Source organism: Bradyrhizobium sp. B124 (assembly GCF_038967635.1).
Taxonomy (GTDB): domain Bacteria; phylum Pseudomonadota; class Alphaproteobacteria; order Rhizobiales; family Xanthobacteraceae; genus Bradyrhizobium.
The window spans coordinates 6,200,084-6,223,169 of the sequence record NZ_CP152413.1 but is presented as its reverse complement, the minus strand read 5'-3'; the positions used below and the strand labels follow the sequence as shown (position 1 = coordinate 6,223,169).

The window sequence follows — 23,086 nt, the reverse complement described above, 5'->3', positions numbered from 1 at the left end:
CTTAGTTCCTGATGTCCATGGCGCTGCGCATGCCGTCGCTGAGCAGATTGAAGCAGATCGAGACCGCGAAGATCATCGCACCCGGCAGCGCCGCGACCCATGGATTGACATAGATCGCGGTACGCAGCGTGTTCAGCATCAAGCCCCATTCCGGCTCCGGCGGCTTGGTGCCGAGCCCGAGGAAGGAGAGACCGGCCGCGAGGATCATCGACACCGAGATCAGGCCGGTGGCGTAGACGAAGATCGGGCCGAGCACATTGCCGAGCATGTGCACGCGCATGATGGTGAAAGGACCGGCGCCAGACGCGCGCGCCGCCTCGACGAAATCCATGTTGCGGACACCGGTGGTGACGCTTTCGGCCACGCGGGTGATCTGCGGCACGAACACGATGGTCAGCGATACGATCGAATTGGTGATGCCGGCGCCGAGCGCTCCCGAGATCGCGATCGCCAGCAGCACCGACGGAAATGCGTAGAACACGTCGACGGTGCGCATGATCGCGGTGTTGAGCTTGCCGCCGACGTAACCGGCGACGAGGCCGAGCGAGGTGCCGATCATGAAGGCGAGGATCACCGGCAGAATGCCGATCACCAGCGACAGCCGTCCGCCATAGATCAGCCGCGCCAGCATGTCGCGGCCGAGTTCGTCGGTGCCGAGCGGATAGCCCGGCGTGCCGATATGGCGGAGACGGCGGATCATCGAGCCCTGATAGGGATCGGCGAGATGCAGCCATGGCGCCAGCAGCGCGGAGGCGAAAATCAGCACCAGGATGGTGGCGCAGGCCATGCTGACCTTGTCGCGCCTGATGCGGCGCCCAACCGTCGCCCAGTAGCCGCGTGCCTTGGTCACGGGGGCGGCCTGCAATGCAGTATCTGACATCGCACTCATGGCTAGCTCCGCTTGATGCGCGGATCGATCGCGGCCTGCGCGATATCGACCAGGAGATTGAGCAGCACGAAGAACAGCGCCAGCACCAGGATCGTGCCCTGCAGCAGCGGAAGATCGCGCTGGAAGATCGCCGAGTTCAGCAGGAGCCCCGAGCCCGGCCAGGAGAACACGGTCTCGATCAGGATCGAGCCGCCGAGCATGTAGCCGAGTTGCAGACCCATCACCGCAAGCGCGGTCGGCGCCGCGTTCTTGATGACGTGGCGGAACACCCCGGTCTCGCGCAGGCCCTTGGCGCGCAGCGCCTCGACAAAATCCTGGCTCAGGATATCGCCGGTCAGCGCGCGCACCGTGCGGGTGACGATACCCATCGGGATCACCGAGGTGGTGATCGCGGGCAGCACCAGATAGCGCAGATGCTCCCAGTCCCATGCCCAGGCGCCGGAGCCGCCGGGACCTGCGCCGACCGCGGGCAGCCAGTTGAGCTGCACCGAGAAGATAATGACCAGCACCATGCCGAGCCAGTAATGCGGCAGCGAGACGCCGGCGATGGCAACTGACGTCGCGACCTTGTCGACCCAGGTGTCGCGGAAATAGCCGGCGATCAGCCCGAACAGCAGGCCGAGCGTGAAGCCGATCATCGCGGCCGCAATCGCCAGCATCACGGTGTTGCCGACCGCGCGCATCACTTCCGACAGCACCGGCCGTCCCGTGGCGATCGAATTGCCGAGATCGCCATGGATCGCGCGCCATAGCCACAGACCGAATTGCACCGGCAATGGGCGATCGAAGCCGTAAGCGCTGCGCAATTGCGCGGCGAGCTCCTGCGAGGCGTCAGCCGGCAGCACCGCGACCAGAGGATCGCCGGGCGTGATGTGCACCAAGAGGAAGCACACCAGCGCAACGCTGAGCACGATCGGAATGACGTAGACGATCCGTCTGGACGTATAGGCGAGCACGTTGGGTTCTTTCTTCCTTCTCCCCTTGTGGGAGAAGGTGGCGCGCAGAGCGCGCCGGATGAGGGGTTCTATCCGCGGATACAGTCATTTCATTTCAGCGAGGAGTGCCCGCGGAGACAACCCCTCACTCGGCTTTGCTCTCGCGAAGCCACCCTCTCCCACAAGGGGAGAGGGTACCCAAGAGCGCCGCGGGTTATCTCACGGCACAACCGAGACCGGCGAGAAGTCGACGAACCAGCTCTTCGGCTGCACAAAGCCCTTGACCTTCGGGCTCATCGCACGCGGCGCAACGTCGTGAGCGACGTACAGGAACGCCGCATCATCGACCGAGGCGGCGTGCAGTTCGGCGAGCGCAGCATCGCGCGCCGCCGGTTCGAAGGTCTGGCGGGCCTTCTTCACCAGTTCGTCGAACTTCGGATTGTTGATGAAACCCCAATTGTTCGAGACCGGCGGCGCCATGCCCGATTGCAGGAAGCGCACCAGCGCGAAGAACGGATCCATCGCCGCATAGGTGACGTTGGTCGCGTTCGATCCGTTGGCCGACGGATCCTTGGCGCCGCGCCGCCAGTTGGTGAACAGCGTATTCCACTCAATGACGTCGAGCTGCACATCGAAGTAGCACTCGGCCAGAGCCTGTTGCAGATACTCGTTCATCGGCAGCGGCAGCATCTGGCCCGAACCCGACGCCGAGGTCTGGATCTTGACCGTCAGCTTCTTGTTCGGACCGAAGCCGGCCTCCTGCATCAGCTTCTGCGCGGCCGGCTTGTCGTATTTGATCTGGAAGGTCGGGTTGCCGCGCCAGGGATGGCCGGGCTCGAACGTGCCGGTGGCCGGCACCATCAGCCCCGCGAGCAGGCCGTCACGCAGCCCTTCGCGATCAACACAGAGATTGGCGGCCTTGCGGACGCGGATGTCATTCCACGGCGAGCCCTCGACGCGGGAGAACTGCCACGGCCAGACATGCGGCTCCTCATTGGAATAGAGATTGAAGCCACGCTGCTTGATTTCGGGCAGCGCGTCGGGCGCCGGCGCCTCGATCCAGTTCACCTGCCCCGACAGCAGCGCCGCAGTGCGCGCGTTGGCCTCGGGCATCGGCAACAGCACCATCTTGTCGGTCTTCGGCACGCGGGCCTTGTCCCAGTAGTTCTCGTTCTTCACGAGCTCAAGCCGCTCGCGCGGGGTGAAGCTCGACATCTTCCAGGGGCCGGTGCCCGAAGCGTCCTTGGCGAACGCGGCCCATGCGGCCTGCGACTTCGCCTTGGCGTCGGCACCTTCGGCCTTGTCGTAGAATTGTTGCCACTTGGCCGGGCTCGCCATGAACATATTGGTGAGGTTGATCGGCAGGAAGCTGTCCGGCTCCTTGGTGGTCAGCTCCACCGTCATGTCGTCGATCTTGCGCGCGGAGACCAAGGTCGGCATGCGCGAGGCGGTAACGCCGACCTGGCTCGCATCGTATTGCGGCGCGTCCTGCTTCAGCACCTTGTCGACGTTCCAGACCACGGCGTCAGCATTGAACGGTGAGCCGTCGTGAAAGCTGACGCCGGGACGCAGCTTGAAGACCCACTTGGTCTTGTCGGCATCGTCAACCTTCCACTCGGTGGCGAGGCCCGGGATCATCGCGCTCGCCTTGTCCGACGACGACAGGTCCCACATCGTCAGCGCGTCGTACATCGTGAGCCCGGTGAAACGGTTGCCCTCAAAACCCTGGTCGGGCTGCCCGAGCGTGCGCGGAATATCGGCAGCCGTCATGCCAATGCGCAGCACGGTCTCGGCGCTGGCGATCGCCGGCACACAGTTGGCGATCGCAAGCGCCAGCATGATCGCCGTCGCATTGGTCTTCCTGTTACGCATCTGAGCAACCCTTCGAAGTCTGGTGACGTTTTAGTGATTATTTCTTGGGCAAGCGTATGCAATGCCTGTGCCAAGAGGAATAGTTCTTCAGCAAATAACCGCTGGGCGCGTCATTTCTTCCCACCTCGCGCCCCAACCGTGCGAAGATGCCTATTCTGGCATCATGCTTGCAGGATTTGGCCCCGACTTCCCACCAACGGAGCCTTCATATGCGCGCGCGCAATTCGATCCTGACGGCGGCAATGGCGCTCGCCCTGACCGCGGGCTGGCCGGCCACCTCGGCGCGAGCAGAGTCCATTGTGCGCTACGGCATTTCGATGGCCGACATTCCGCTGACGACCGGCCAGCCCGATCGCGGCGCCGGCGCCTATCAGTTCACGGCCTACACGATCTACGATCCGCTGGTGGCCTGGGAGATGGACGTGGCCGACCGGCCGGGAAAACTGGTGCCCGGGCTTGCGACCGAATGGAAGGTCGATGACAACGACAAGACCAAGTGGCGCTTCACCCTGCGCAAGGGCGTGAAATTCCACGACGGCAGCGACTTCAACGCCGACGCGGTGATCTGGAATCTCGACAAGGTGCTGAACGACAAGGCACCGCAATTCGACAAGCGGCAAAGCGCGCAGGTCAAGACCCGACTGCCCTCGGTCGCGAGCTACGCCAAGATCGACGACCAGACCATCGAGATCACCACCAAGACGGTCGACTCCTTTTTCCCCTACCAGATGCTCTGGTTCCTGGTCTCGAGCCCCGCGCAATATGAGAAGCTCGGCAGGGACTGGGACAAGTTCGCCAGCCAGCCCTCCGGCACCGGCCCGTTCAAGCTGACCAAGCTGGTGCCGCGCGAGCTCGCCGAGCTGACCAAGAACCCGGACTATTGGGACAAGAAGCGGCTGGCGAAGGTCGACAAGATGATCCTGATCCCGATGCCGGAGGCGCTGACCCGCACCAACGCGCTGCTGGCCGGCCAGGTCGACCTGATCGAAACACCGGCGCCCGACGCCGTGCCGCAGCTGAAGGCCGCCGGCATGAGGATCGTCGACAACGTGACGCCGCATGTCTGGAATTATCACTTGAGCGTGCTGCCGGGTTCGCCCTGGACCGACATCCGCCTGCGCAAGGCACTCAACCTCGCGATCGACCGCGATGCGGTGGTTGGCCTGATGAACGGCCTGGCCAAGCCGGCCAAGGGCCAGGTCGACCCGTCGAGCCCGTGGTTCGGCAAGCCGAGCTTCGAACTGAAATACGACCTCGCGGCCGCCAAAAAGCTGGTGGAGGAAGCCGGCTATTCAAAGGACAAGCCGCTGAAGACCACCTTCATCATCGCCCAGGGTGGCACCGGGCAGATGCTGTCGCTGCCGATGAACGAATTCCTGCAGCAGAGTTTCAAGGAGATCGGCATCGATATTGACTTCAAGGTCGTCGAGCTCGAGACACTCTATTCGCACTGGCGCAAGGGCGCGGCCGACGAGATGAACGCCGGCATCACCGCCAACAACATCGCCTATGTCACCTCGGATCCGCTCTACGCCATCGTGCGGTTCTTCCATTCCGGCCAGGTGGCGCCGACAGGCGTTAACTGGGGCGGCTACAAGAATCCGAAGGTCGACGCGCTGATCGACGAGGCCAAACAGACCTTCGACAGCGCGAAACAGGATGCGCTGCTGGCGCAGGCGCACGCGCTGATCGTCGACGATGCTGCGCTGGTGTGGGTGGTGCACGACACCAATCCGCACGCGCTGTCGCCGAAGGTGAAAACCTTCGTGCAGGCGCAGCACTGGTTCCAGGATCTGACGCAGATCGGTCTGGAGTAGGTCTCTCGTCGTCCCGGCGAAGGCCGGGACCCATAACCACGAATGGGTGTTGTTAGAAAGCCGTCTGGCCGCTTGCCCACTACGCCGGCCACGGCATATGAGTCCCGGCCTTCGCCGGGACGACACCGGATTTGTGGCGCCCATTTCGTCGTCAGCCGGGACGACACTGCGTTTGCGGCGCCTATTTCGTCGTCAACGCAAAGGCGCCGTCCCAATCGTCCGGCGGGGGCTCGTTCTGGAAGGCGCGGATGCGCGCCTCATAGAGGCGGTAGAGATATTGCAGCGTCTGCGCCTCGTCGGTCTTGCGGCCACGCTCTATCGCGGCGAGCGCGCCGTCCCAGTCGCGGCCGCGGTAGCAGGCGAGCATCTCGATGGTCAGGTTGCGCAGCCGCTGGAAGCGGCCAGAACCGGCCACGTCCTCGCGGCCGGCGATCGCATAGATCACCTCGGGCTCCTTCTTGCCCTTCACCATGATGAAGTCGAGTTCGAGGATCGCGAACTTCTCCTTCACCGCGAGCGCGGTCTTCGATCCCACGATGATCGGGAAGCCGTATTCCTTGGACTGCCCCTCCAGCCGCGCCGCCAGATTGACGCTGTCGCCGAGCACCGAATAATTGAACTTGAGATCAGACCCCATATTGCCGACCACGCAGGTGCCGGTGTTGAGGCCGACGCCGATGTTGAGCGGCACATAGACGTGGCCACCGTCCTGCGCTTCCTGTTCGCGCTTGCGGTTGAGGTCGCCGACGTGCTCCAGCATGTCAAGCGCGGCGTCGCAGGCGTTGAGCTGGTGCTGCTTGTCGTCGAGCGGCGCGTTCCAGAACGCCATGATGGCGTCGCCCATATATTTGTCGATATAGCCTTTGCGGGCGAGGATCGCGTTGGTGAGCGGCGTGAGGAAACGGTTCATCAGCGCCGTGAGGCCCTGCGGATCGCGCTTGTAGGTTTCCGAGATCGAGGTGAAGCCGCGCATGTCCGAGAACATGATGGTCATCTCGCGCTCTTCGCCGCCGAGCACGAGCCGCTCCGGCGACTGCGCCAGCTGCTCGACCAGCGCGGGCGACATGTACTGCACGAATTGCGATCTGATCTGCCGGCGCTGCTGCTGTTCGCGCACGAAGGCGGAGAAGATCAGCGTGAGGTAGATCGCCGTGGTCGACATCAGCGGATAGGTAAAATCGATCAGGAGCCGATGCTGGGAATAGAAATACCAGGATGTGCCGGTCAGCACCGAGGCGAACATCCCGCCAACGACGACCAGCGTGATCGGACCGAACTTCGGCGCGAAGGCGATGACCAGCAGCCCCATGATCAGCGCGGCGAAGAACTCGATGCCGATGCCGTAGTTCGGTTGCGAAACCACGTCGCCGGTCAGCGCGCTCTCCAGCACCTGGGCGTGAACCTCGACCCCGGGCATCGCCGGTGTCACCGGCGTGGTCTTGATGTCGTTGAGCCCGACCGAGGAGGTGCCGATCAGGATCAGCTTGCCGGCGATCCTGTCGGGCGGCACCCGCCCGTCCAGCACGTCGACGGCCGAGACGTAGATCGAGGGGTCACGGCGTGCGTAGTGGATCCAGAGCTGGCCATAGAGGTCGGTCGGGATCGCAAAGCCCTTGATACCGAGGCTCTTGATGCCGGCCTTGTCGGCCTTGATCAGGATGGTGCCCGAACCGCCCGCCACCCGCAGCATTTCGAAGGTCAGCGACGGCATGGTGATGCCCTGCGCGACCATCATCATCGGCACCCGCCTGACGATGCCGTCGCGTTCCGGCCTGATCGTGAACAGGCCTCGCCCGGCCGCGGCCTCCTCGAGCACCGGAACGTTGCGCAACAATCCCGGAAACTGGAACATGAAGCTCTGCGGCTCCTCGCCGAGCATCGCAAGCCCGGTGACCGGCAGCTTTTCGTTGAGGTCGGCGCGCACGTTGGGGCCGCCGGACTCGCCGAGCACCACACGCGAGTTCTTGATGGCGTCGGCCAGGATGCTGTCGTTGCTCGGCAGCTGCCGCAGCCTGGCGCGCATCTCCTCGTCGAGGCTGCTGAACGTATCGGCCGCGATATCGGGGTTGAGACGGTCGGGCTCGGAGAACACCGCGTCGAACGCGATCACCACGGCGCCGAGCCGGGTGAGATTGATGACGATGTCGGCGAGCCGCGTCCGCGGCCACGGCCATTGCCCGAGCCGGGGATCGGCGAGGCTCTTTTCGTCGATATCGACGATGGTGACGGGCCGCGCGGTCTTCTGGCGGGGTTCGATCACCTGGAATGTGTCGAACGTCCTGACGCGAAGCTCCTGAATCGGAGCCGGATCCGCGATCCGCAGCGCGGCAATGCCGATCAACAGCGCCACGCAGGCCAGCCGCGCATAGCCGAAGCGCCGTCCGAACCACCTTCGTATCGCCTTCAGCCGTCTCATACCGTCTGGATATCACGCGCGGAGAGTTGTTCCAATCGAGCAGACGTTGCGCAATGCAGGATCCAGCCGGCCTTTTTCAGGAGGCCGACGCCCATCAGGTATAATGAATGATGAAATCGCTCTGATGCAAACTCGCCTTCGAGACATTGTGCAACGTGATCGTGTCTGCACTGTCGACCGTGATCAGCGTATCCGCCGAATTCGTCGGCGACGTCGTCGCATGCTGATCGAACCAGCTGCTGAAGGTGCTTGTCGAGACGACCGTGGACAGGTCGATCTGGTCCTGGCCCGGCGTAAAGTTCAGGATCGTGTCGTGATTGAAGTTCGGCGCAAACACGAACTTGTCCTGATAGCCCGATCCGAAGAACACGTCCTTGTCGCTGGTGCCCGTCAGCGTCACCGGCTGGGGCGGATTTTGCTGGACGTTGAAGATCAGGTTGACCGTATCGCTCGCGCCGTGGCCGTCGGTCACGGAGAGCGCGATCTTGTCGGTCGCCGGCGGGGTCTGGCCCGGATTGTAGACAAGGCCGGGCGACCCGAGCGCGGTGTTGATATCCGGGAGATGGCCGACCAACGCTGGCGGCGCGACGCTGCTGCCCGATCCGGGGTTGGTCGCGGCCGCCAGGGTGAAGTTCTCGTTGGCGCCGGCATCCACATCCGTGACCGTCAAGCCGGAGATCGTTTCGGTCCCGTTGGGATTATCGGTGATGCTGATGTTGTCAGCATGGATCACCGGCGCGTCGTTGGCGCCGACGACATCGACCGTCAGCGTCGCAGTCCCGGTCGCGCCATGGGCATCGATGGTCTCGACGGTGAACGTGTCGGCATAGGTGCCCTTGGCCAGCGCGTTGATCGCGGCGGCGTCGGGAACATAGCTGTAGGTGCCGTCGGCGTTGACCGTAAGCGAGCCGTAGAGGCCCGCGATCGAGGAGTTGACCGCGACGTGGTCCGAATTGAGGGCGGCATAGGTCAGCGTCGCCGTCTCGCCGTCGTCAACGTCATGGCCGTGCAGCGCGCCGGTGAGCGGGCTGAACGTGTCGTTAGCAGCGGTGTCGGTGAGCGTGCCGGCATTGACGTCGGCGAGCGTGGGTGCGTCGTTGGCGCCGTTGATCGTGATCGTCACGGGCTGGGTGATGACGCCGCCATGATGGTCGTCGATCTGGATCGTGTAGGTCAGCGTCAGCGTCTCGCCTGCGGCGAGATAGTCGAAATTCTGGTCCGCGGCCGAGAAGGTCCAGGCCTGTGATCCGTTCACATGACCGGTCGAATCCGTCAGCGTCCCCAGCGAAAGCCAGTTCAGGATCGTGGACTGGTCCTCGGGCAGGCCCGCGGTCGCCCCGGATTCGATCACGCCGGTGATGGATACGGTGTGATTATCGCTGAGATCGACATCGGCAAATCCCACCACGCCCGATGCGACGTCCGGCTTGGATGAACCCGTCGTGTCGGGCTGCTCGGGAATGGTGGCGGTCTGCGGCGCCGACGTGACGGTGGGTGCGTCATTGCTGCCGACGATCGTGATCGTCACCGGTTGGCTGATCACGCCGCCATGATGGTCGTCGATCTTGACTGTGTAGGTCAGCGTCAGCGTCTCGCCGGCGGCGAGATAGTCGAAATTCTGGTCCGCGGCCGAGAAGGTCCAGGCCTGCGATCCGTTCACACGGCCGGTCGAATCCGTCAGCGCCCCCAGCGAGAGCCAGTTCAGCACCGTGGACTGGTCCTCCGGCAGGCCGCTGGTCGTGCCGGATTCCGCGACACCGGTGATGGACACGGTATGGGTGTCGCTGAGATCGACGTCGGCAAACGCCACCACGCCTTGAGCCACGTCCGGCTTGGTCGAGCCGGTCTCGCCGATCGCCTCGGGCACCGAGGTGGTCGACGGCTCCGACGCGAATGTCGGGGTGTCATTGGTGCCGGTGATGGTGATCGTGACCGGCTGGGTGACGACGCCGCCATGGTGGTCGTCGACCTGGATCAGGTAGGTCAGCGTCAGCTTCTCGCCGGCCGCCAGATAGTCGAAATTCTTGTCGGCGGCCGAGAACGTCCAGGCATTGGATCCGGCCACGCCGCCGGTCGTGTCCTTCAGCGTGCCGAGCGAGAGCCAGCTCAGGATCGTCGCCTGATCGGGGAGCCCGGTGGTCACGCCCGTTTCGGTGACACTGGCCACGGTGATGCTGTGGGTGTCGCTGAGATCGGCATCGGTGAAGGTCACGGTGCCGAACGCGGTATCGGAATTCGCCGAACCGGTTACGCCCTCGGCCTCGGTGATGGCGGCTGCCTGGGTCGGCGAGGTGATCACCGGCCTGTCGTCGGTGCCGACGATCGTGATCGTGATCGGGACCGTGACGACGCCACCATGATGGTCGTCGATCTGGACCGTGTAGATCAGCGTCAGCGTCTCGCCGGCGGCGAGATAATCGAAACTCTTGTCGGCGGCCGAGAACGTCCAGGAGCGCGATCCCGTCATGCCGTCGGTCGAATCGGTCAGTGCGCCCAGCGACAGCCAGCTCAGCATGGTGGCCGGGTTGGGAATTCCGCCAGTGAAGCCGGTCGCCGCGACGCCGGTGATGGCGACCGTGTGCGTGTCGGTCAAATCCGCATCGGTAAACGTCACCGTGCCATGCGCCGTATCGTGCACGGCGGAATTCGTCGTCCATGGCAGTTCGGTGATCGAACCGACCTGTGCCGAGGACGTCACGACCGGCGTGTCGTTGGTGCCGGTGATCGTGATGGTGATGGTCTTGAACGCGGTCTCGTTGCTCAGCGCGTAGTTGTTATCGACACGCACCATATAGGTGAGCGTCAGCGTTTCGCCGGCGGCGAGGAAGTCGAAGGCGCCGTCGGCAAGGCTGTAGGTCCAGGTCGCCGAGCCGATGTTGTTGTTCAGCGGATTGGGGTCGAGCAGCACCGGGACCTCGACGGCCGCGATGGCCGCCTGTTCCGCCGCCGTCAGCGACGAGGTGACGTCGTTGCCGCTGGCGTCGTGGTAGCTGAACGAGCTGAAGTTGATCGTTGCAGTCGGCTTGTCGCCGAGGTTGACATCCACCCACGTGATCTGGCCGCTCACCGTGTCGGGCAGTCCGCTATGGGTCTGCCCGGCCTGTTCGCTGAACGCCGCATTCTGTGTCACGACATGCGGCGCCCCGGCGATGTGGTCGGACTTGGGGGCAGCGGCCTGCGATCCGGAATTGTTGGTCAACCCCAGCAGAAAGTTGATCGGCACGAAGGCGTCGCCGGTCGCGAGCTTCAGGCCGATCGTGACCGGGACGACGCTGTCCGTGAAGTTCGTCGTGAGCTTGGTGTTGGGATTCGAATTGTCGGTGAACTTCAGCGCGAAGACGTCGGAGATCAGCTTCTGCGCATCGGTCGACAGTTGCGCCGACGAGACGAAGCTGACGCTGCCCTGGCCGTTGACGATGGTCTGGGTGCCGGCCTGATCGACGGTTGCGATCGGATTGAGCGTCGTCTTGTCGAACAGGATGTAGGAGCCGGTGGCGCCGTCGGGCTCGACCAGCACCTGAAATTTGGCCGGCGGCACACCACCCGTGCCCTGGACGTCGAAATCGATCTCGACCAGCACCGCGGTGCCGCGGATGCCCATGGTCGCGACCGGCGTATCGACCTTCATGTCGCCATGCTTGGCAGTCGCGCCGGCAACGAACGAGATGGTGCCCGAGACGAGGCTCATCAACGACGAATTGCTCGACCCGTTCGGGTCGTAGATCATCTCGTTCAGCACCATCTTGGCGTTCGGCCCGAGACCGAACACGGTGCCGTCGATGAAGGTGATGCCGAGCGTCGAGTCGCTGCCGGACTGAACCACGTCACCCTTGTTGACGTTGTCGCCCTGGTTCAGGACCATCGAGACGCCGTTGCGGATTGCGGTGGCGTTGCCCGCCAGCTTGGTGACATGGCCGATGACCTTCGCCGGTTCCACCGCGCCGCCGGCCTGGGCATATTGGGTGTGGCCGGTGAGCGCCTTGACGAGGTCGCCGGTGAGATGCGCGCCTTCAGGCGACGCCAGGGCCGCGTGTTTCTCGCCCTTGAAGTAGTCGTGCAGGACGAGTTCCCGGTCGTCCTTCGAGATGACGAGATCGAGCCCGGCCCGCTTGAAGTCGCCGGTGAACAGCAATTGCCCGTCGTCGACGGTGATCGCGCCGGGCGGAGCGTGCGTGGAAACGCTGTCGACATGCACCGATCCACGGGCATAAGCGTCCGTGTTCGGCAAATAGCCGTCGAATTTCTCGACAAAGTTCACTGCGGATCACCGCACGAAGGTTAATATTGGTAGAATATCCAGATGATTACGCCTGCATATCATCGGATAAAGCTTCGCGAAACCATCCTGTGCTTTCGCAAGGTGCTCTGATCGCGCGGTTTGACTGGGTGTGACTTGGCTCACGCTGTCATGAGTCGTGTAGTTCAGACTGATCTGACGGTACCATGAGATGGGATTCGAGCCAAGATGGGTACTGCGCCACGTATTCGTGGTATTGACTGGCATTTCTCTACTTGCCTTTATTTCCCCGGAGCCCCGAGAGGGCATTTGACCCCAATTTTCCGGCTAAAGCTGTGACCTGGCTTACAAATCGCAGCTATCCCGTGCGCGGACCGGCCGGGTTAACCAGAAGGCAAGGATGAGGCGTTTTGCGGTGGAAAAAGGTTCGCCGGTTCGTTTCACAAACCAGTAAAGTTTTCGGGACCCGGAGCAGACGCCCTTTAGCCTCCTGCCCGGTTTCCCCACATCTTAAGTCGATTCGAAGGGATCGTTGCCATGCTGTCGGCATGAAACGATCCGGTCGCGTGCGCGGTGCAGTATCCACCGGTCGATGAGCGGACAGGGGGTGTCACATGGGTAACTCGCTTCGCTCGTTTGCGCTGCGCGCCATCATGCTGGGCTTCGGCTTGGCCTTGGCCGGGCCAATTGCCGAGCTCAATGCCGCCTCGGTGCTTTCGCCCGGCCCGGCGACACTGCTCAGAAAGTCGACCGAGCCGTTCGGCCTGTCGACCAGCCTGCTTGCCGACGGCGGCCTGCGCGACAAATGGCTCGGCGTGCAGCGCCAGCTTGCCGACGAATTGGTGCAGCTCGCAGCCTGCGAGAGCGACCGCGCGGGGTGTGCGTCGCCGGAGGCGTTGCGATTCCTGGCGATCGTCGATGCCGGACGCGCGCGCACCGGCCGCGCCCGTCTCGGCGAGATCAACCGCGCGATCAATCTGGCGATCCGCCCGGGCAGCGATCTCGCGACTTATGGCGAGCCCGACGTCTGGGCCACGCCGCTCGCCACGTTTGCTCGAGGAAGCGGCGATTGCGAAGACTATGCGATCGCGAAATTCGTGGCGCTCGGCAAGGCCGGCGTCGCGCCGGAAGATTTGCGCATCGTCGTCATGCATGACCTGCTCGGTGGCGAGGATCATGCCGTGGTCGCGGCGCGGCTCGACGGCCACTGGCTGACGCTCGACAACCGCCGCATGGCGATGATCGAGGATGCCGACATCAGGCGCTTTCGGCCGACCTTCGTGATCGACCACAACGGTGTCAGCCGTTATGTCGATGCGCCGCTCGTCATCGAGGCCGCGTGGCGGCCGACGGCGGCGGTGAACTGAGAGATCGCCAGACATAGTTTCCGTCATTGCGAGCGAAGCGAAGCAATCCATCCTTCCGCGGAAAGGTGGATTGCTTTGTCGCTTCGCTCCTCGCAATGACGACTGAATCGAGAGGAGCGCCTACCCTCAGAACATCAAATTGTCCTTCACCAGCACCCAGCGACCGCCCTTGACCTGCTGCACCTGGGTGATGGTGTTGGCGAGATGATCGGTCTTGGAGAACTTGGTCGGCGGCGAGCTGAAGATGTCGAGGAACTTGTCGCCTGACTCCAGCGCGTCGAGCATCTTCTGGCCGGTGAGATCCTTGCCCGCCTTCTGCGCGTAGAACGCGAAGGTCATCACCGCGTTGTAGCCGATGATCGCCTGCGTGTTGGCCTCGCTGTTGAACATCTTCTTGTAGTTGACCAGCCAGTCCTTCACCTTGCCCTTGGCCGTGTCCTCGTAGGGAATCTCGAAGCCCGACGCTGCGTAGAGGCCTTCGACGGCTTCCTTGCCGAGCGCCGGCACTTCGAGCACGTTGGTCGGCGTGGCGCCGAGGAAGGTGACGTCCCAGCCGAGCTTCTTCGCCTCGTTCATCGCGCCGATGGTCTCGCGGATCACGGTGCCGAGCACGACGAGATCGCAGCCGTCGGACTTCATCTTGGCGACCTGCGCCGAGAAGTCGGAGGCGCCGCGCTTGTAGCTCGTGACCGAGGCCGGCTGCACCTTCATCGCGCCGAGCTGCTGGGTGAAGCCGTCGAGCACGTTCTTACCGTACTCGTCGTCCTGGTGCATGATGCAGGGCTTCTTGAAGTTCTTCCACTCCATCATGTATTTGATCGCGGCGCGCGTGCTCTCGACATAGGGCAGCAGGTTGTTGAACTTCAGCCGCTCCTGCGGCTTGGCGGGATCGAACTTGAAGGTGAATTCGGCGGCGGTCAGCGGGAACAGCTGCAGCACGCCGGCATCGAACAGGATGTCCTGCGCGGCGAGCACGGTCGGCGAGCCCATCGGACCGATCATCGCGAAGACCTTGTCGCGCTCGACCATCTTTTGCGAGGCCAGCACGGCCTTCTTCGGGTCGTAGCCGTTGTCCTCCAGGATCATCTTGATCTTGCGGCCGTTGATGCCGCCGCTGGCGTTGATTTCCTCAACGGCCATCTTCATGCCGTTGGACACCGGAACGCCCCAGACCTTGATCGGGCCGGACAAATCCTGATGCGTTCCGATCACGATCTCGGTCGGCGAGATGCCTTCATTGGTGACCTTGGTCTGGGCTGCGGCCGGCAGACAGGTCAGCGCCAGCGCGCTCACCGCAAGGCCCAGCGCCTTCAGCGATTTCGACATTGCAGTCTCCTCCTTACATGGCCCATGTTGAGCGAAGGGTCGGGCCTGCTCGCTCCTTCGCCAATTTCCTCGTCGTTGGCTATGCCACCGCCCGCGCGCCATACATGGCGTCGATCTCGGCCGCGTAGCGCTTGTTCACGAAATTGCGCTTCAGCTTCATGGTCGGCGTCAGTTCCTCGTCCTCGGGCGTGAGCTGGCGCTCGATCAGGTAGAATCTCTTGATGGTCTCGACGCGCGCGAACTTGGCGTTGACCGCCTCGACCTCGCGCTGGATCAGGTCCTGGATCTCGCGGGCACGGCACAGGCTCGCGTAGTTGGTGAAGGGGATGTCCTGGTCCTGGGCGTATTTCTCGACGTTCTCCTGATCGATCATGATCAGGCACGTGAGATACGGCCGCTTGTCGCCGATCACGACCGCATCGGAAACGTAAGGCGAGAATTTCAGCTGGTTCTCGATCTCGGACGGGGTGATGTTCTTGCCGCCGGAGGTGATGATGATGTCCTTCATCCGGTCGGTGATCTTCACATAGCCTTCATTGTCGATCGCACCGACGTCGCCGGTGTGCAGCCAGCCTTTGGCGTCGATCGTCTCGGCGGTCTTCTCCGGCTGGTTGAGATAGCCCATGAACAGGAAGTCGCCCTTGATCAGGATCTCGCCCTTCGGGCAGATCATGACCTCGCCCCAGGGCGCGGCCTTGCCGACCGAGCCGAGCTTGATGCGCTCCGCCGGCATCATGGTCGCGACGCCGCAATTCTCGGTCTGGCCATAGACCTCGCGCATGTCGATGCCGAGCGCGAGATACCAGCGGATCAGATCCGGCGAGATCGGCGCCGCGCCTGTGAGTGCGATCCGGCAGCGGTCGAGCCCGAGCATGCGGCGGATGTTGCGGAACACCAGCCAGTAGGCGGCGCGGTTGGCGAGCCGCAGCGACAGCGGCGGCGTCTCGCCCTGCAGCCGGCACTCGGTCATCCGGTTACCGATCGCAAGCGCGCGGGCATACATCCAGTTCTGGAACGGGGTCGCGTCCTTCAGCGCGATGGTAATCCCGGAGTAGAACTTCTCCCAGATCCTGGGCACCGCAAGGAATGCAGTCGGCTGCACCTCGCGCAGATTGTCCGGCACCGTCTCCGGGCTCTCGGCAAAATTCATCACCGAACCCAGCGCCAGCGAGATGTAGTAGCCGCCGACCCGCTCGGCGACATGGCAGAGCGGCAGGAACACCAGCCGCTCCTCGCTGTCGGTCGAGGGGTAGAGATCATTGGCGTGGCGCATCTGGTGCGTGACGCTGCGGTTGGAATGCATCGCGCCCTTGGGCGGGCCTGTGGTGCCCGAGGTGTAGACCAGGATCGCGAGATCGGAGGCGGTGCGGCTGCCGGTCATCTCATCCCACAAGGCATCATTGCCCTGCGCATGATTGCGGCCGAGCGCCGTGAATTCGGCGAGCGACAGCACCATCGGATCGGAGAATCCGGAGAGGCCCTCCATGTCGAACACGACAATTTTTTCCAGCGTCGGACAGCGCGACCGGCAGGTCAGCACCTTGTCGAGCTGCTCCTCGTCCTCGACGAACATCACCCGCGTCCGGGAATCATTGACCAGGTATTCGACCTGCGTCGCCGAATCGGTCGGATAGATGCCAGAGGACACGCCGCCGGCGCACAGGATGCCCATGTCGGCATAAACCCACTCCGGCACCGCGTTGGCGATGATCGAGGCGACGTCGCCGGGGCGGAAGCCGGTCGCATGCAGGCCGAAGGCGATGTCCCTGGATATCTGCAGCCATTCGCGCCAGCTGGTCGGCTGCCAGATGCCGAACTTCTTTTCGCGGATCGCGGGCCGCTCGCCACGCGTCTGCACCGCGAGCAGAAAGCTCCTCGCGATCGTGTCGGCAACCGTCAGCACCGCTGGTCCTGCCATGCGCGCTCCCTCCTCTGCCGCTTGCCTCACCCGCCGGCTCGAAGGCCGGTCTTGTTCGCGAAGCAGGCCCGAAATCTAGCTCCAACTCGCTCTCAGCGCCAAACCTTCCTCGGCCAACTTTAGTCGACGCCAACCTTCGTCTGCGGCAGCCTTACCTCTCAGCGCCACGTCTTCTTCTTTTTCCAGCGCCGCTCGCCCCGCGCACCCGCTTCCTTGGCGCCGAGGTAGAACTCCTGGATATCGGGCGAATTCAACAGCCGTTCGCAGGTGTCGTTCATGACGACGCGGCCGATCTCCAGCACATAGCCGTAATGCGCCGTCTCCAGCGCGATCTTGGCATTCTGCTCGACCAGCAGGATCGACATGCCCTGCTCCTCATTGACGCGTCGGATGATCGTGAATATCTCCTTCACCAGGATCGGCGACAGTCCAAGCGACGGCTCGTCCAGCAGCAGCAAGGTCGGCCGGTTCATCAGCGCCCGCCCGATCGCAAGCATCTGCTGCTCGCCGCCCGAAAGCTGTCCGGCCGGCTGGCCGAGCCGCTCCTTCAGCCGTGGAAAATAGCCGTAGACGCGTTCGAGGTCCTGCGCCACACCGTCGCGGTCCTTGCGCAGAAAGGCGCCCATCATCAGGTTTTCACGCACCGACAGGAACGGAAACACCTCGCGTCCCTCCGGCACGTGGCTGAGGCCGAGCCGCACAATCCGGTCGGCCTCCATGCGCTGGATCGGCTTGCCCAGGAATTCGATCGACCCTTTCTGCGGATCGAGGATGCCGGAGATCGTCTTCAGCACCGTGGTCTTGCCGGCGCCGTTGGCACCGAGCAGCGTCACGATCCGGCCGCGCGGCACCTCGAGGCTGATGCCGCGGATCGCCATGATCGGCCCGTAATAGCTCTCGATGTTGGAGAGTTTCAGGATGATGTCTGCTGCGCTCATGGCATCATCCTCATGCGCCGAGATACGCTGCGACGACGTCGGGATGGTGCTGCACCTCGGACGGCGAGCCCATCGCCAGCACACGGCCGTAGTTCAGCGCGATGACGCGGTCGGAGACCCGGTTGACCAGCGTCATGTCGTGCTCGACCATCAAGACGGTGATGCCGAGCTCGCTCTTCATGTCGCGGATCCAGAACGACATGTCGTCGGTCTCCTCGACGTTGAGGCCGGACGACGGCTCGTCGAGCAGGATCAGCTTCGGCTCCGAACACAGCGCCCGCGCCAGCTCGATCACCTTGCGCACGCCGTAGGGCAGCCCCGAGATCAGCTTGTCGCGGTAGGGCTCGAGATCGAGGAATTCGATCACCTGCTCGACCCGGCGGCGATGCGCCTTCTCGCCGGCCCGGACGCTCGGCAGGAACAACAGCTCCTGCCAGAGCCGGGTGGTGGAATGGCGATGGCGGCCGACCAGGAGATTGCTCAGCACGGTCGCATTCTCGAACAGCTCGATGTTCTGGAAGGTGCGCGCGATGCCGAGCCTGGCGATGTCGTAGGCCGGCTGCTGGGTGATGTCCTGATCCTCGAAGAAGATCTTGCCCGAGGTCGGCGGATAGATCCGCGAGATCAGGTTGAAGATCGAGCTCTTGCCGGCGCCATTGGGCCCGATGATCGAGAGGATCTCGCCCTTCTCGACCGCGAAGCTGACCGCATCGACGGCCTTGAGGCCGCCGAAATGCAGGGACAGGTTCTCGGCGCGGAAATAGCTCATCGGTTCCGCTCCGATTTCACGTAGATCTTCTGCCGCTTGAAGGTCGCGCGCTTGTACAGCGGGAACAGCTGGAAGAAGAGTTTGATCTTGAGCCAGCGGCCATAGAGTCCGAGTGGCTCGAACAACACGAACACCACGATGATGATGCCGTAGATCGCGCCCTTCAGGCCGTTGGCCGAGGCAAACGCCGCGACCGCATCCTGGATGTGGCCCACGCGTTCCGCGCCGGCGCCGAGCGTGGCAGCGACGCCGCTGATCACGCCGGGCATGTCGTCCTTCAGATAGGTCAGGAACGGATCGATCATGACCAGGAAGATCGCGCCCAGCACCGCGCCGTGCAGGCTGAAGGTGCCGCCGATCAGGATCACGATGATAAACTCGATCGAGAGCTGCAAAGTGAACATCTCGGGCGAGATGAAGGACAGCTTGTGGGCGAACAGCACGCCGGCAAAGCCGGTGATCGCCGCCGAGATCGCGAACGACTTCACCTTGTAGAGCGCGACGTTGATGCCCATGCTGCGCGCCGCGGTCTCGCTGTCGCGGATCGCGACAAAGGCGCGCCCGGTCGGCGAGCGCAGCAGGTTGAGCGTGCCGACGATGGTCAGCACCAGCACCGCGAGACACAGATAGTAGAAGGTCGGGCCGTCGCGCGACACCGTGGTGCCGAGCAGCTGAATGGTCTTGACCCGCATGCCCTCATTGCCGTGGGTCACGCTTTCCCAGCGCGCCAGGATTTCCTCGACGATGAAGGCAAACGAGATCGTCGCGATCACGAGATAGATGCCCTGCAGCCGCAGCGCCGGAAATCCGACCAGCGCGCCGACCACGCCGGTCAACAGCCCCGCCGCGAGGAAATAGACCGGAAACGGCACGTTGAACTGCTGCAGATAGGCCGCCGTGTAGGCACCGATCGCCAGAAACGCGGCATGGCCGAGCGAGGCCTGTCCGGTGAAGCCGGTCAGGATCAACAGCCCGACGCCGACGGTCGCATAGATGCAGACGAAGACCAGCTGGCTCATCAGATAGCTTGAGAGCACGTGGGGCGCGATCAGCAGCACCGCCAGCAGCAGGCCGTAGGAATAGAGATAGCCGGAATGCGGAAACAACCTGATGTCGTCTTCATAGTCGGTCTTGAAGAGAAACCGCATGTGTTACCCCTCAAACCTTCTTGCGGACATGAAGGCCGAACAGGCCCTCGGGCTTGAGCAGCAGCACTGCGAGCAGCACGATGTAAGGCGCGACGTCCTTCCATCCCTGCGGCAGATAGAAGCCGGCCATGCTCTCGATCACGCCGATCAGGACGCCGCCGACCACGGCACCCGGGATCGAGCCGAAGCCGCCGAGCACCGCCGCCGGAAACGCCTTCAGCCCCAGCACCAGGCCGACATTGGAATGGATGAAGGTGATCGGCGCCAGCAGCACGCCGGCGCAGGTCGCCACCGCCGCCGAGATCGCCCAGACGATCGAGACCACGCGCTTGACCGGAATGCCCATGTAATAGGCAGCCAGCATGTTCTCGGAGCTGGCGCGCATCGCGGTGCCGAGCGTGGTGCGGTTGAAGAACAGGTAGAGCAGCGCGCACAGGATGATGGTCGCCGCGATCACCGACAATTTGTCATAGGCGAGCACCAGGCTGCCGATCCGCAGGACGCCCTGGCTGAACGGCGTTTCGATCTTGAAGTCGTCGGTGCCCCAAATCATGCCGGCGACCGAGCGCAGGAAATAGCCGAGCCCGATCGTCGCCATGATGATGGAGAACTGCGGATAGCCGAGGATCGGCCGCACCACGACCCGCTCGGCCAGCATGCCGAACAGCGCCATGCAGATCACCGCGCCGGCGAAGCCGACCCAGTAATTCAGCCCGAGCATGCCGATGAAGGTGAAGGCGAAAAAGCCGCCCAGCATCATCAAATCGCCTTGCGCGAAATTGACGACCTCGGTTGCCTTGTAGACCAGCACGAAGCCGAGCGCGATCAGGCCGTAAACGCAGCCGAGCGCGATGCCGCTGACGAGCTGCTGAACAAAGTCCAGCATCGTTCCCTCCCCGATGCCCGGCGATTCTTCCCGATCGCTCGTTGCATCCCGCCTTCACGCCCTTGTGTCGGAAGCGCTGAAAGCTGCCTATGTCCGCTCGGATTGAGCCAAAAGGCCCGATCCCTGTCAACAAACCGCTGATCCGGCTGTATCATCACATTTGCGGAGATATGCCGCAGCACGGACTAATACGGATATCGCGTTCGATTTGCCCCGTGCGATTCACTGCACCGAAACGGTTTTTGTCCAAGCTTGCGCAACCGACGAGCGAACTCCCGGATCGCCAACGCACCATGACTTCGGAACTGTCCGCACTCGCCGTGCGAGGGTTAACCAAGCGTTTTGACCGCCCGGCGGTCGACGCGCTCGATCTCACCGTCCGTGTCGGTGAATTCTATGCGCTGCTCGGGCCGAACGGCGCCGGCAAGACCACGACGTTGCGCATGGTGGCGGGGCTATTGCGGCCCGATGCCGGCTCGGTGTCGATCCTCGGCATCGATGCACTGGCCGACCCGGTCTCAGCCAAGCAGATCATGGCCTGGGTGTCCGACGAGCCGATGATCTACGACAAGCTGACGCCGCTCGAATATCTCGAATTCGTCGCCGGCCTGTGGGGCATCGATCCCCGCACGTCGGAGAAGTCGGCGCGCGATCTCCTGGGGTCGCTCGGGCTCGAGCCCCATCTCAACGCGCGCTGCGAAGGCTTCTCCAAGGGCATGCGCCAGAAGGTGGCGCTCGCCGGTGCGCTGGTGCACGATCCCCGCCTGATCATTCTCGATGAGCCGCTGACCGGCCTCGATGCGCTGTCGGCGCGTCACGTCAAGGGGCTGTTGCAGGAGCGCGTCCGCGCCGGCTGCACCGTGATCATGACCACCCACATTCTCGAGGTCGCCGAGCGCATGGCCGACCGGATCGGCGTGATCGCGGCCGGCAGGCTGATCGCCGAGGGCACGCTGGCCGAGCTGCGCGAGCAGAACGGCCGCAACGACACCACCCTCGAGGACATGTTCATCGCGCTGGTCGATACCGAGGCGGCCGCCGCGTGAGCTCGACCGCCCATCTCACCTGGTTCGCCCGCCACGAATTCCGCCTGGCGTGGCGCGAATGGCTGGCGATGATGACCGGCGGCCGGCGCCGGCGCAATCGCGCCGTGATCGGCCTGCTGATCTTCGCGGCGATCCTGCATCTGCCGGCCTATGCCGTGGTCGCCCGCTATGTCGACCTGCGGTTTCCGCTCGATCCGTCCTCGCTGATCGTGCTGACCGCGACGATCTTCCTGTCCTGGGCGCTGATGCTCTCGCAGGCGATCGAGTCGGTGACACGGGTGTTCTACGCCCGCGCCGATCTCGATCTGATCATGTCGTCGCCGGCAAAACTCACCAACATCTTCTCGATCCGGATCGCCGCGATCGCGCTGACCGTGAGCAGCATGGCGCTCTTGCTGTCGACGCCGTTCATCGACGTACTGGTGTATCTCGGCGGTGCACGCTGGCTTGCCGGCTTCGGCGTCGTCCTTGCGATCGGGCTGTCGGCGGCGGCCGCGGCGATCGCCGTCACCGCGTTACTGTTTCGCCTGATCGGACCGGGCCGGACGCGGCTGGTGGCACAGATCGTCTCCGCCGTCATCGGCGCCGGCTTCGTCATCGCGTTGCAGGTCGTCGCCGTGCTGTCCTACGGCACGCTGTCGCGCTTTGCCTTTCTGACCTCGGAGACCGCGGCACGCATTGCCCCGGCCCCCGACAGCCTCGTCTGGTGGCCGGCCCGCGCGTCGCTCGGCGATGTCGACATCATGATGCTGCTGCTCTCCACCGCGCTCGTGCTGCTCGGCGTCGTGATGGCGGTGTTCGCGCCGCGGTTTGCCGACACCGTCGCGCGCGTTGCCGCCAATCCGGCTGCGGTCACGCAGGGACGGGCCCGCGCGTTCCGGACCGGCTCGCGGCAGCAGGCGCTGCGGCGCAAGGAAGTCCTGCTGCTGCGCCGCGATCCGTGGCTGCTGTCGCAGAGCCTGATGCAGATGCTCTATTTGGTGCCGCCGGCGCTGATGCTGTGGCGAAGTTTCTCCGGTACGTCGACCGCGATCGTGCTGATCACGCCTGTCATCGTGATGGCCGCAGGCCAGCTCGCCGGCGGACTGGCGTGGCTGACCATCTCGGGCGAAGACGCGCCCGATCTGGTGGCGACGGCGCCGCTGCCGCCGTCGCGTGTGATCCGCGCCAAGGTCGAGGTCGTCCTGCTTGCGATCGCCGCGGTTTTCGCGCCGCTGGTGGCCGCGCTGGCGTTCGCTTCGCCGGGGCAGGCCGCGGTGACTGCGATCGCGATCGTCATCGCGACCGCATCCGCCGCCGCGGTCCAGCTCTGGTTCCGCGCGCAGGCCAAGCGCAGCCAGTTCCGCCGGCGCCAGACCTCCTCCCGCATCGCCACCTTCGCGGAAGCCTTCTCCTCGATCGGCTGGGCCGCAACCGCAGCCCTGGCCCTGACGATCCCGATGGCCGCGCTCGTCAGCGGCCTTCTGACGCTGCTGACACTCGCCATCGCCTGGAAGATCAGCCCGCGGCGTGGGTAAGAACC

At 63.9% G+C, this 23,086-nt stretch carries 15 protein-coding genes; 4 read left to right on the top strand and 11 right to left on the bottom strand.

Annotated elements, in window-relative coordinates; genetic code table 11:
- Position 1: 1 nt before the first annotated feature.
- The 3 genes from AAFG13_RS29515 to AAFG13_RS29505 form a co-directional block, all read right to left on the bottom strand.
- Positions 2–880, bottom strand: coding sequence for an ABC transporter permease (locus AAFG13_RS29515; RefSeq protein ID WP_212312904.1), 879 nt, complete (start codon positions 878–880; stop codon positions 2–4).
- 11 nt (positions 881–891) lie between these two features.
- A complete protein-coding gene (locus AAFG13_RS29510) occupies positions 892–1,845 on the bottom strand; it encodes an ABC transporter permease (RefSeq protein WP_176528672.1) in 954 nt (317 codons plus the stop codon).
- Between the two features lie 198 nt (positions 1,846–2,043).
- Positions 2,044–3,663 carry an ABC transporter substrate-binding protein gene (locus tag AAFG13_RS29505; protein ID WP_342713418.1) on the bottom strand — a complete coding sequence of 540 codons (1,620 nt, stop codon included), beginning with the start codon at positions 3,661–3,663 and terminating at the stop codon, positions 2,044–2,046.
- A 242-nt stretch (positions 3,664–3,905) separates the two neighbouring features.
- Between AAFG13_RS29505 and AAFG13_RS29500 the strand changes: the two genes are divergently transcribed.
- Positions 3,906–5,513, top strand: coding sequence for an ABC transporter substrate-binding protein (locus AAFG13_RS29500; protein ID WP_342709008.1), 1,608 nt, complete (start codon positions 3,906–3,908; stop codon positions 5,511–5,513).
- Positions 5,514–5,694: 181 nt separating this feature from the next.
- On the opposite strand, the gene AAFG13_RS29495 is transcribed toward AAFG13_RS29500, so the two are convergent.
- Together AAFG13_RS29495 and AAFG13_RS29490 are read right to left on the bottom strand one after the other, a co-directional pair.
- On the bottom strand, positions 5,695–7,929 hold the full coding sequence (locus AAFG13_RS29495; protein WP_212311786.1) for an adenylate/guanylate cyclase domain-containing protein: 2,235 nt from the start codon (positions 7,927–7,929) through the stop codon (positions 5,695–5,697).
- Between the two features lie 94 nt (positions 7,930–8,023).
- Complete coding sequence (locus AAFG13_RS29490) at positions 8,024–12,187, bottom strand: VCBS domain-containing protein (RefSeq protein ID WP_342709007.1); 4,164 nt, start codon at positions 12,185–12,187, stop codon at positions 8,024–8,026.
- 593 nt (positions 12,188–12,780) lie between these two features.
- Between AAFG13_RS29490 and AAFG13_RS29485 the strand changes: the two genes are divergently transcribed.
- Positions 12,781–13,533, top strand: a complete 753-nt coding sequence (locus AAFG13_RS29485) for a transglutaminase-like cysteine peptidase (protein ID WP_342709006.1) — start codon at positions 12,781–12,783, stop codon at positions 13,531–13,533.
- Positions 13,534–13,659: 126 nt separating this feature from the next.
- Here the strand turns inward: AAFG13_RS29485 and AAFG13_RS29480 are convergent, their stop codons facing one another.
- The 6 genes from AAFG13_RS29480 to AAFG13_RS29455 all read right to left on the bottom strand — a co-directional run bounded on the left by AAFG13_RS29480 (position 13,660) and on the right by AAFG13_RS29455 (position 20,518).
- A complete protein-coding gene (locus AAFG13_RS29480; RefSeq protein ID WP_092119682.1) occupies positions 13,660–14,859 on the bottom strand; it encodes an ABC transporter substrate-binding protein in 1,200 nt (399 codons plus the stop codon).
- A 79-nt stretch (positions 14,860–14,938) separates the two neighbouring features.
- Entirely contained in the window at positions 14,939–16,777 is a 1,839-nt protein-coding gene (locus tag AAFG13_RS29475; RefSeq protein WP_342709005.1) for an AMP-dependent synthetase/ligase, read from the bottom strand.
- A gap of 158 nt (positions 16,778–16,935) precedes the next feature.
- Positions 16,936–17,715: an ABC transporter ATP-binding protein gene (locus tag AAFG13_RS29470; protein WP_342709004.1), complete on the bottom strand. Its 780-nt coding sequence runs from the start codon at positions 17,713–17,715 to the stop codon at positions 16,936–16,938.
- A gap of 10 nt (positions 17,716–17,725) precedes the next feature.
- The gene (locus AAFG13_RS29465; protein ID WP_342709003.1) at positions 17,726–18,484 is read right to left on the bottom strand and encodes an ABC transporter ATP-binding protein; all 759 of its coding nucleotides are present in this window, start codon (positions 18,482–18,484) and stop codon (positions 17,726–17,728) included.
- A complete protein-coding gene (locus AAFG13_RS29460) occupies positions 18,481–19,632 on the bottom strand; it encodes a branched-chain amino acid ABC transporter permease (protein WP_342709002.1) in 1,152 nt (383 codons plus the stop codon). The genes AAFG13_RS29465 and AAFG13_RS29460 overlap by 4 nt, the downstream gene beginning before the upstream one ends.
- A 10-nt stretch (positions 19,633–19,642) precedes the next feature.
- Positions 19,643–20,518 carry a branched-chain amino acid ABC transporter permease gene (locus tag AAFG13_RS29455; protein WP_050423026.1) on the bottom strand — a complete coding sequence of 292 codons (876 nt, stop codon included), beginning with the start codon at positions 20,516–20,518 and terminating at the stop codon, positions 19,643–19,645.
- Positions 20,519–20,811: 293 nt separating this feature from the next.
- Here AAFG13_RS29455 and AAFG13_RS29450 point away from each other — a divergent pair, with 293 nt between their 5' ends.
- Both AAFG13_RS29450 and AAFG13_RS29445 read left to right on the top strand, forming a co-directional pair.
- A complete protein-coding gene (locus tag AAFG13_RS29450; protein WP_212311794.1) occupies positions 20,812–21,564 on the top strand; it encodes an ABC transporter ATP-binding protein in 753 nt (250 codons plus the stop codon).
- The gene (locus AAFG13_RS29445) at positions 21,561–23,081 is read left to right on the top strand and encodes a permease (protein WP_342709001.1); all 1,521 of its coding nucleotides are present in this window, start codon (positions 21,561–21,563) and stop codon (positions 23,079–23,081) included. The genes AAFG13_RS29450 and AAFG13_RS29445 overlap by 4 nt, the downstream gene beginning before the upstream one ends.
- The last annotated feature ends 5 nt before the right edge of the window (positions 23,082–23,086 follow it).

What these genes read in the sequence shown, in the direction of transcription:
- AAFG13_RS29480 (WP_092119682.1), bottom strand. Translation starts at nt 14,859, where the DNA reads ATGTCGAAATCGCTGAAGGCGCTGGGCCTTGCGGTGAGCGCGCTGGCG.
- AAFG13_RS29465 (WP_342709003.1), bottom strand. Translation starts at nt 18,484, where the DNA reads ATGAGCTATTTCCGCGCCGAGAACCTGTCCCTGCATTTCGGCGGCCTC.
- AAFG13_RS29500 (WP_342709008.1), top strand. Translation starts at nt 3,906, where the DNA reads ATGCGCGCGCGCAATTCGATCCTGACGGCGGCAATGGCGCTCGCCCTG.
- AAFG13_RS29475 (WP_342709005.1), bottom strand. Translation starts at nt 16,777, where the DNA reads ATGGCAGGACCAGCGGTGCTGACGGTTGCCGACACGATCGCGAGGAGC.
- AAFG13_RS29515 (WP_212312904.1), bottom strand. Translation starts at nt 880, where the DNA reads ATGTCAGATACTGCATTGCAGGCCGCCCCCGTGACCAAGGCACGCGGC.
- AAFG13_RS29485 (WP_342709006.1), top strand. Translation starts at nt 12,781, where the DNA reads ATGGGTAACTCGCTTCGCTCGTTTGCGCTGCGCGCCATCATGCTGGGC.
- AAFG13_RS29495 (WP_212311786.1), bottom strand. Translation starts at nt 7,929, where the DNA reads ATGAGACGGCTGAAGGCGATACGAAGGTGGTTCGGACGGCGCTTCGGC.
- AAFG13_RS29470 (WP_342709004.1), bottom strand. Translation starts at nt 17,715, where the DNA reads ATGAGCGCAGCAGACATCATCCTGAAACTCTCCAACATCGAGAGCTAT.
- AAFG13_RS29505 (WP_342713418.1), bottom strand. Translation starts at nt 3,663, where the DNA reads ATGCTGGCGCTTGCGATCGCCAACTGTGTGCCGGCGATCGCCAGCGCC.
- AAFG13_RS29455 (WP_050423026.1), bottom strand. Translation starts at nt 20,518, where the DNA reads ATGCTGGACTTTGTTCAGCAGCTCGTCAGCGGCATCGCGCTCGGCTGC.
- AAFG13_RS29460 (WP_342709002.1), bottom strand. Translation starts at nt 19,632, where the DNA reads ATGCGGTTTCTCTTCAAGACCGACTATGAAGACGACATCAGGTTGTTT.
- AAFG13_RS29450 (WP_212311794.1), top strand. Translation starts at nt 20,812, where the DNA reads ATGACTTCGGAACTGTCCGCACTCGCCGTGCGAGGGTTAACCAAGCGT.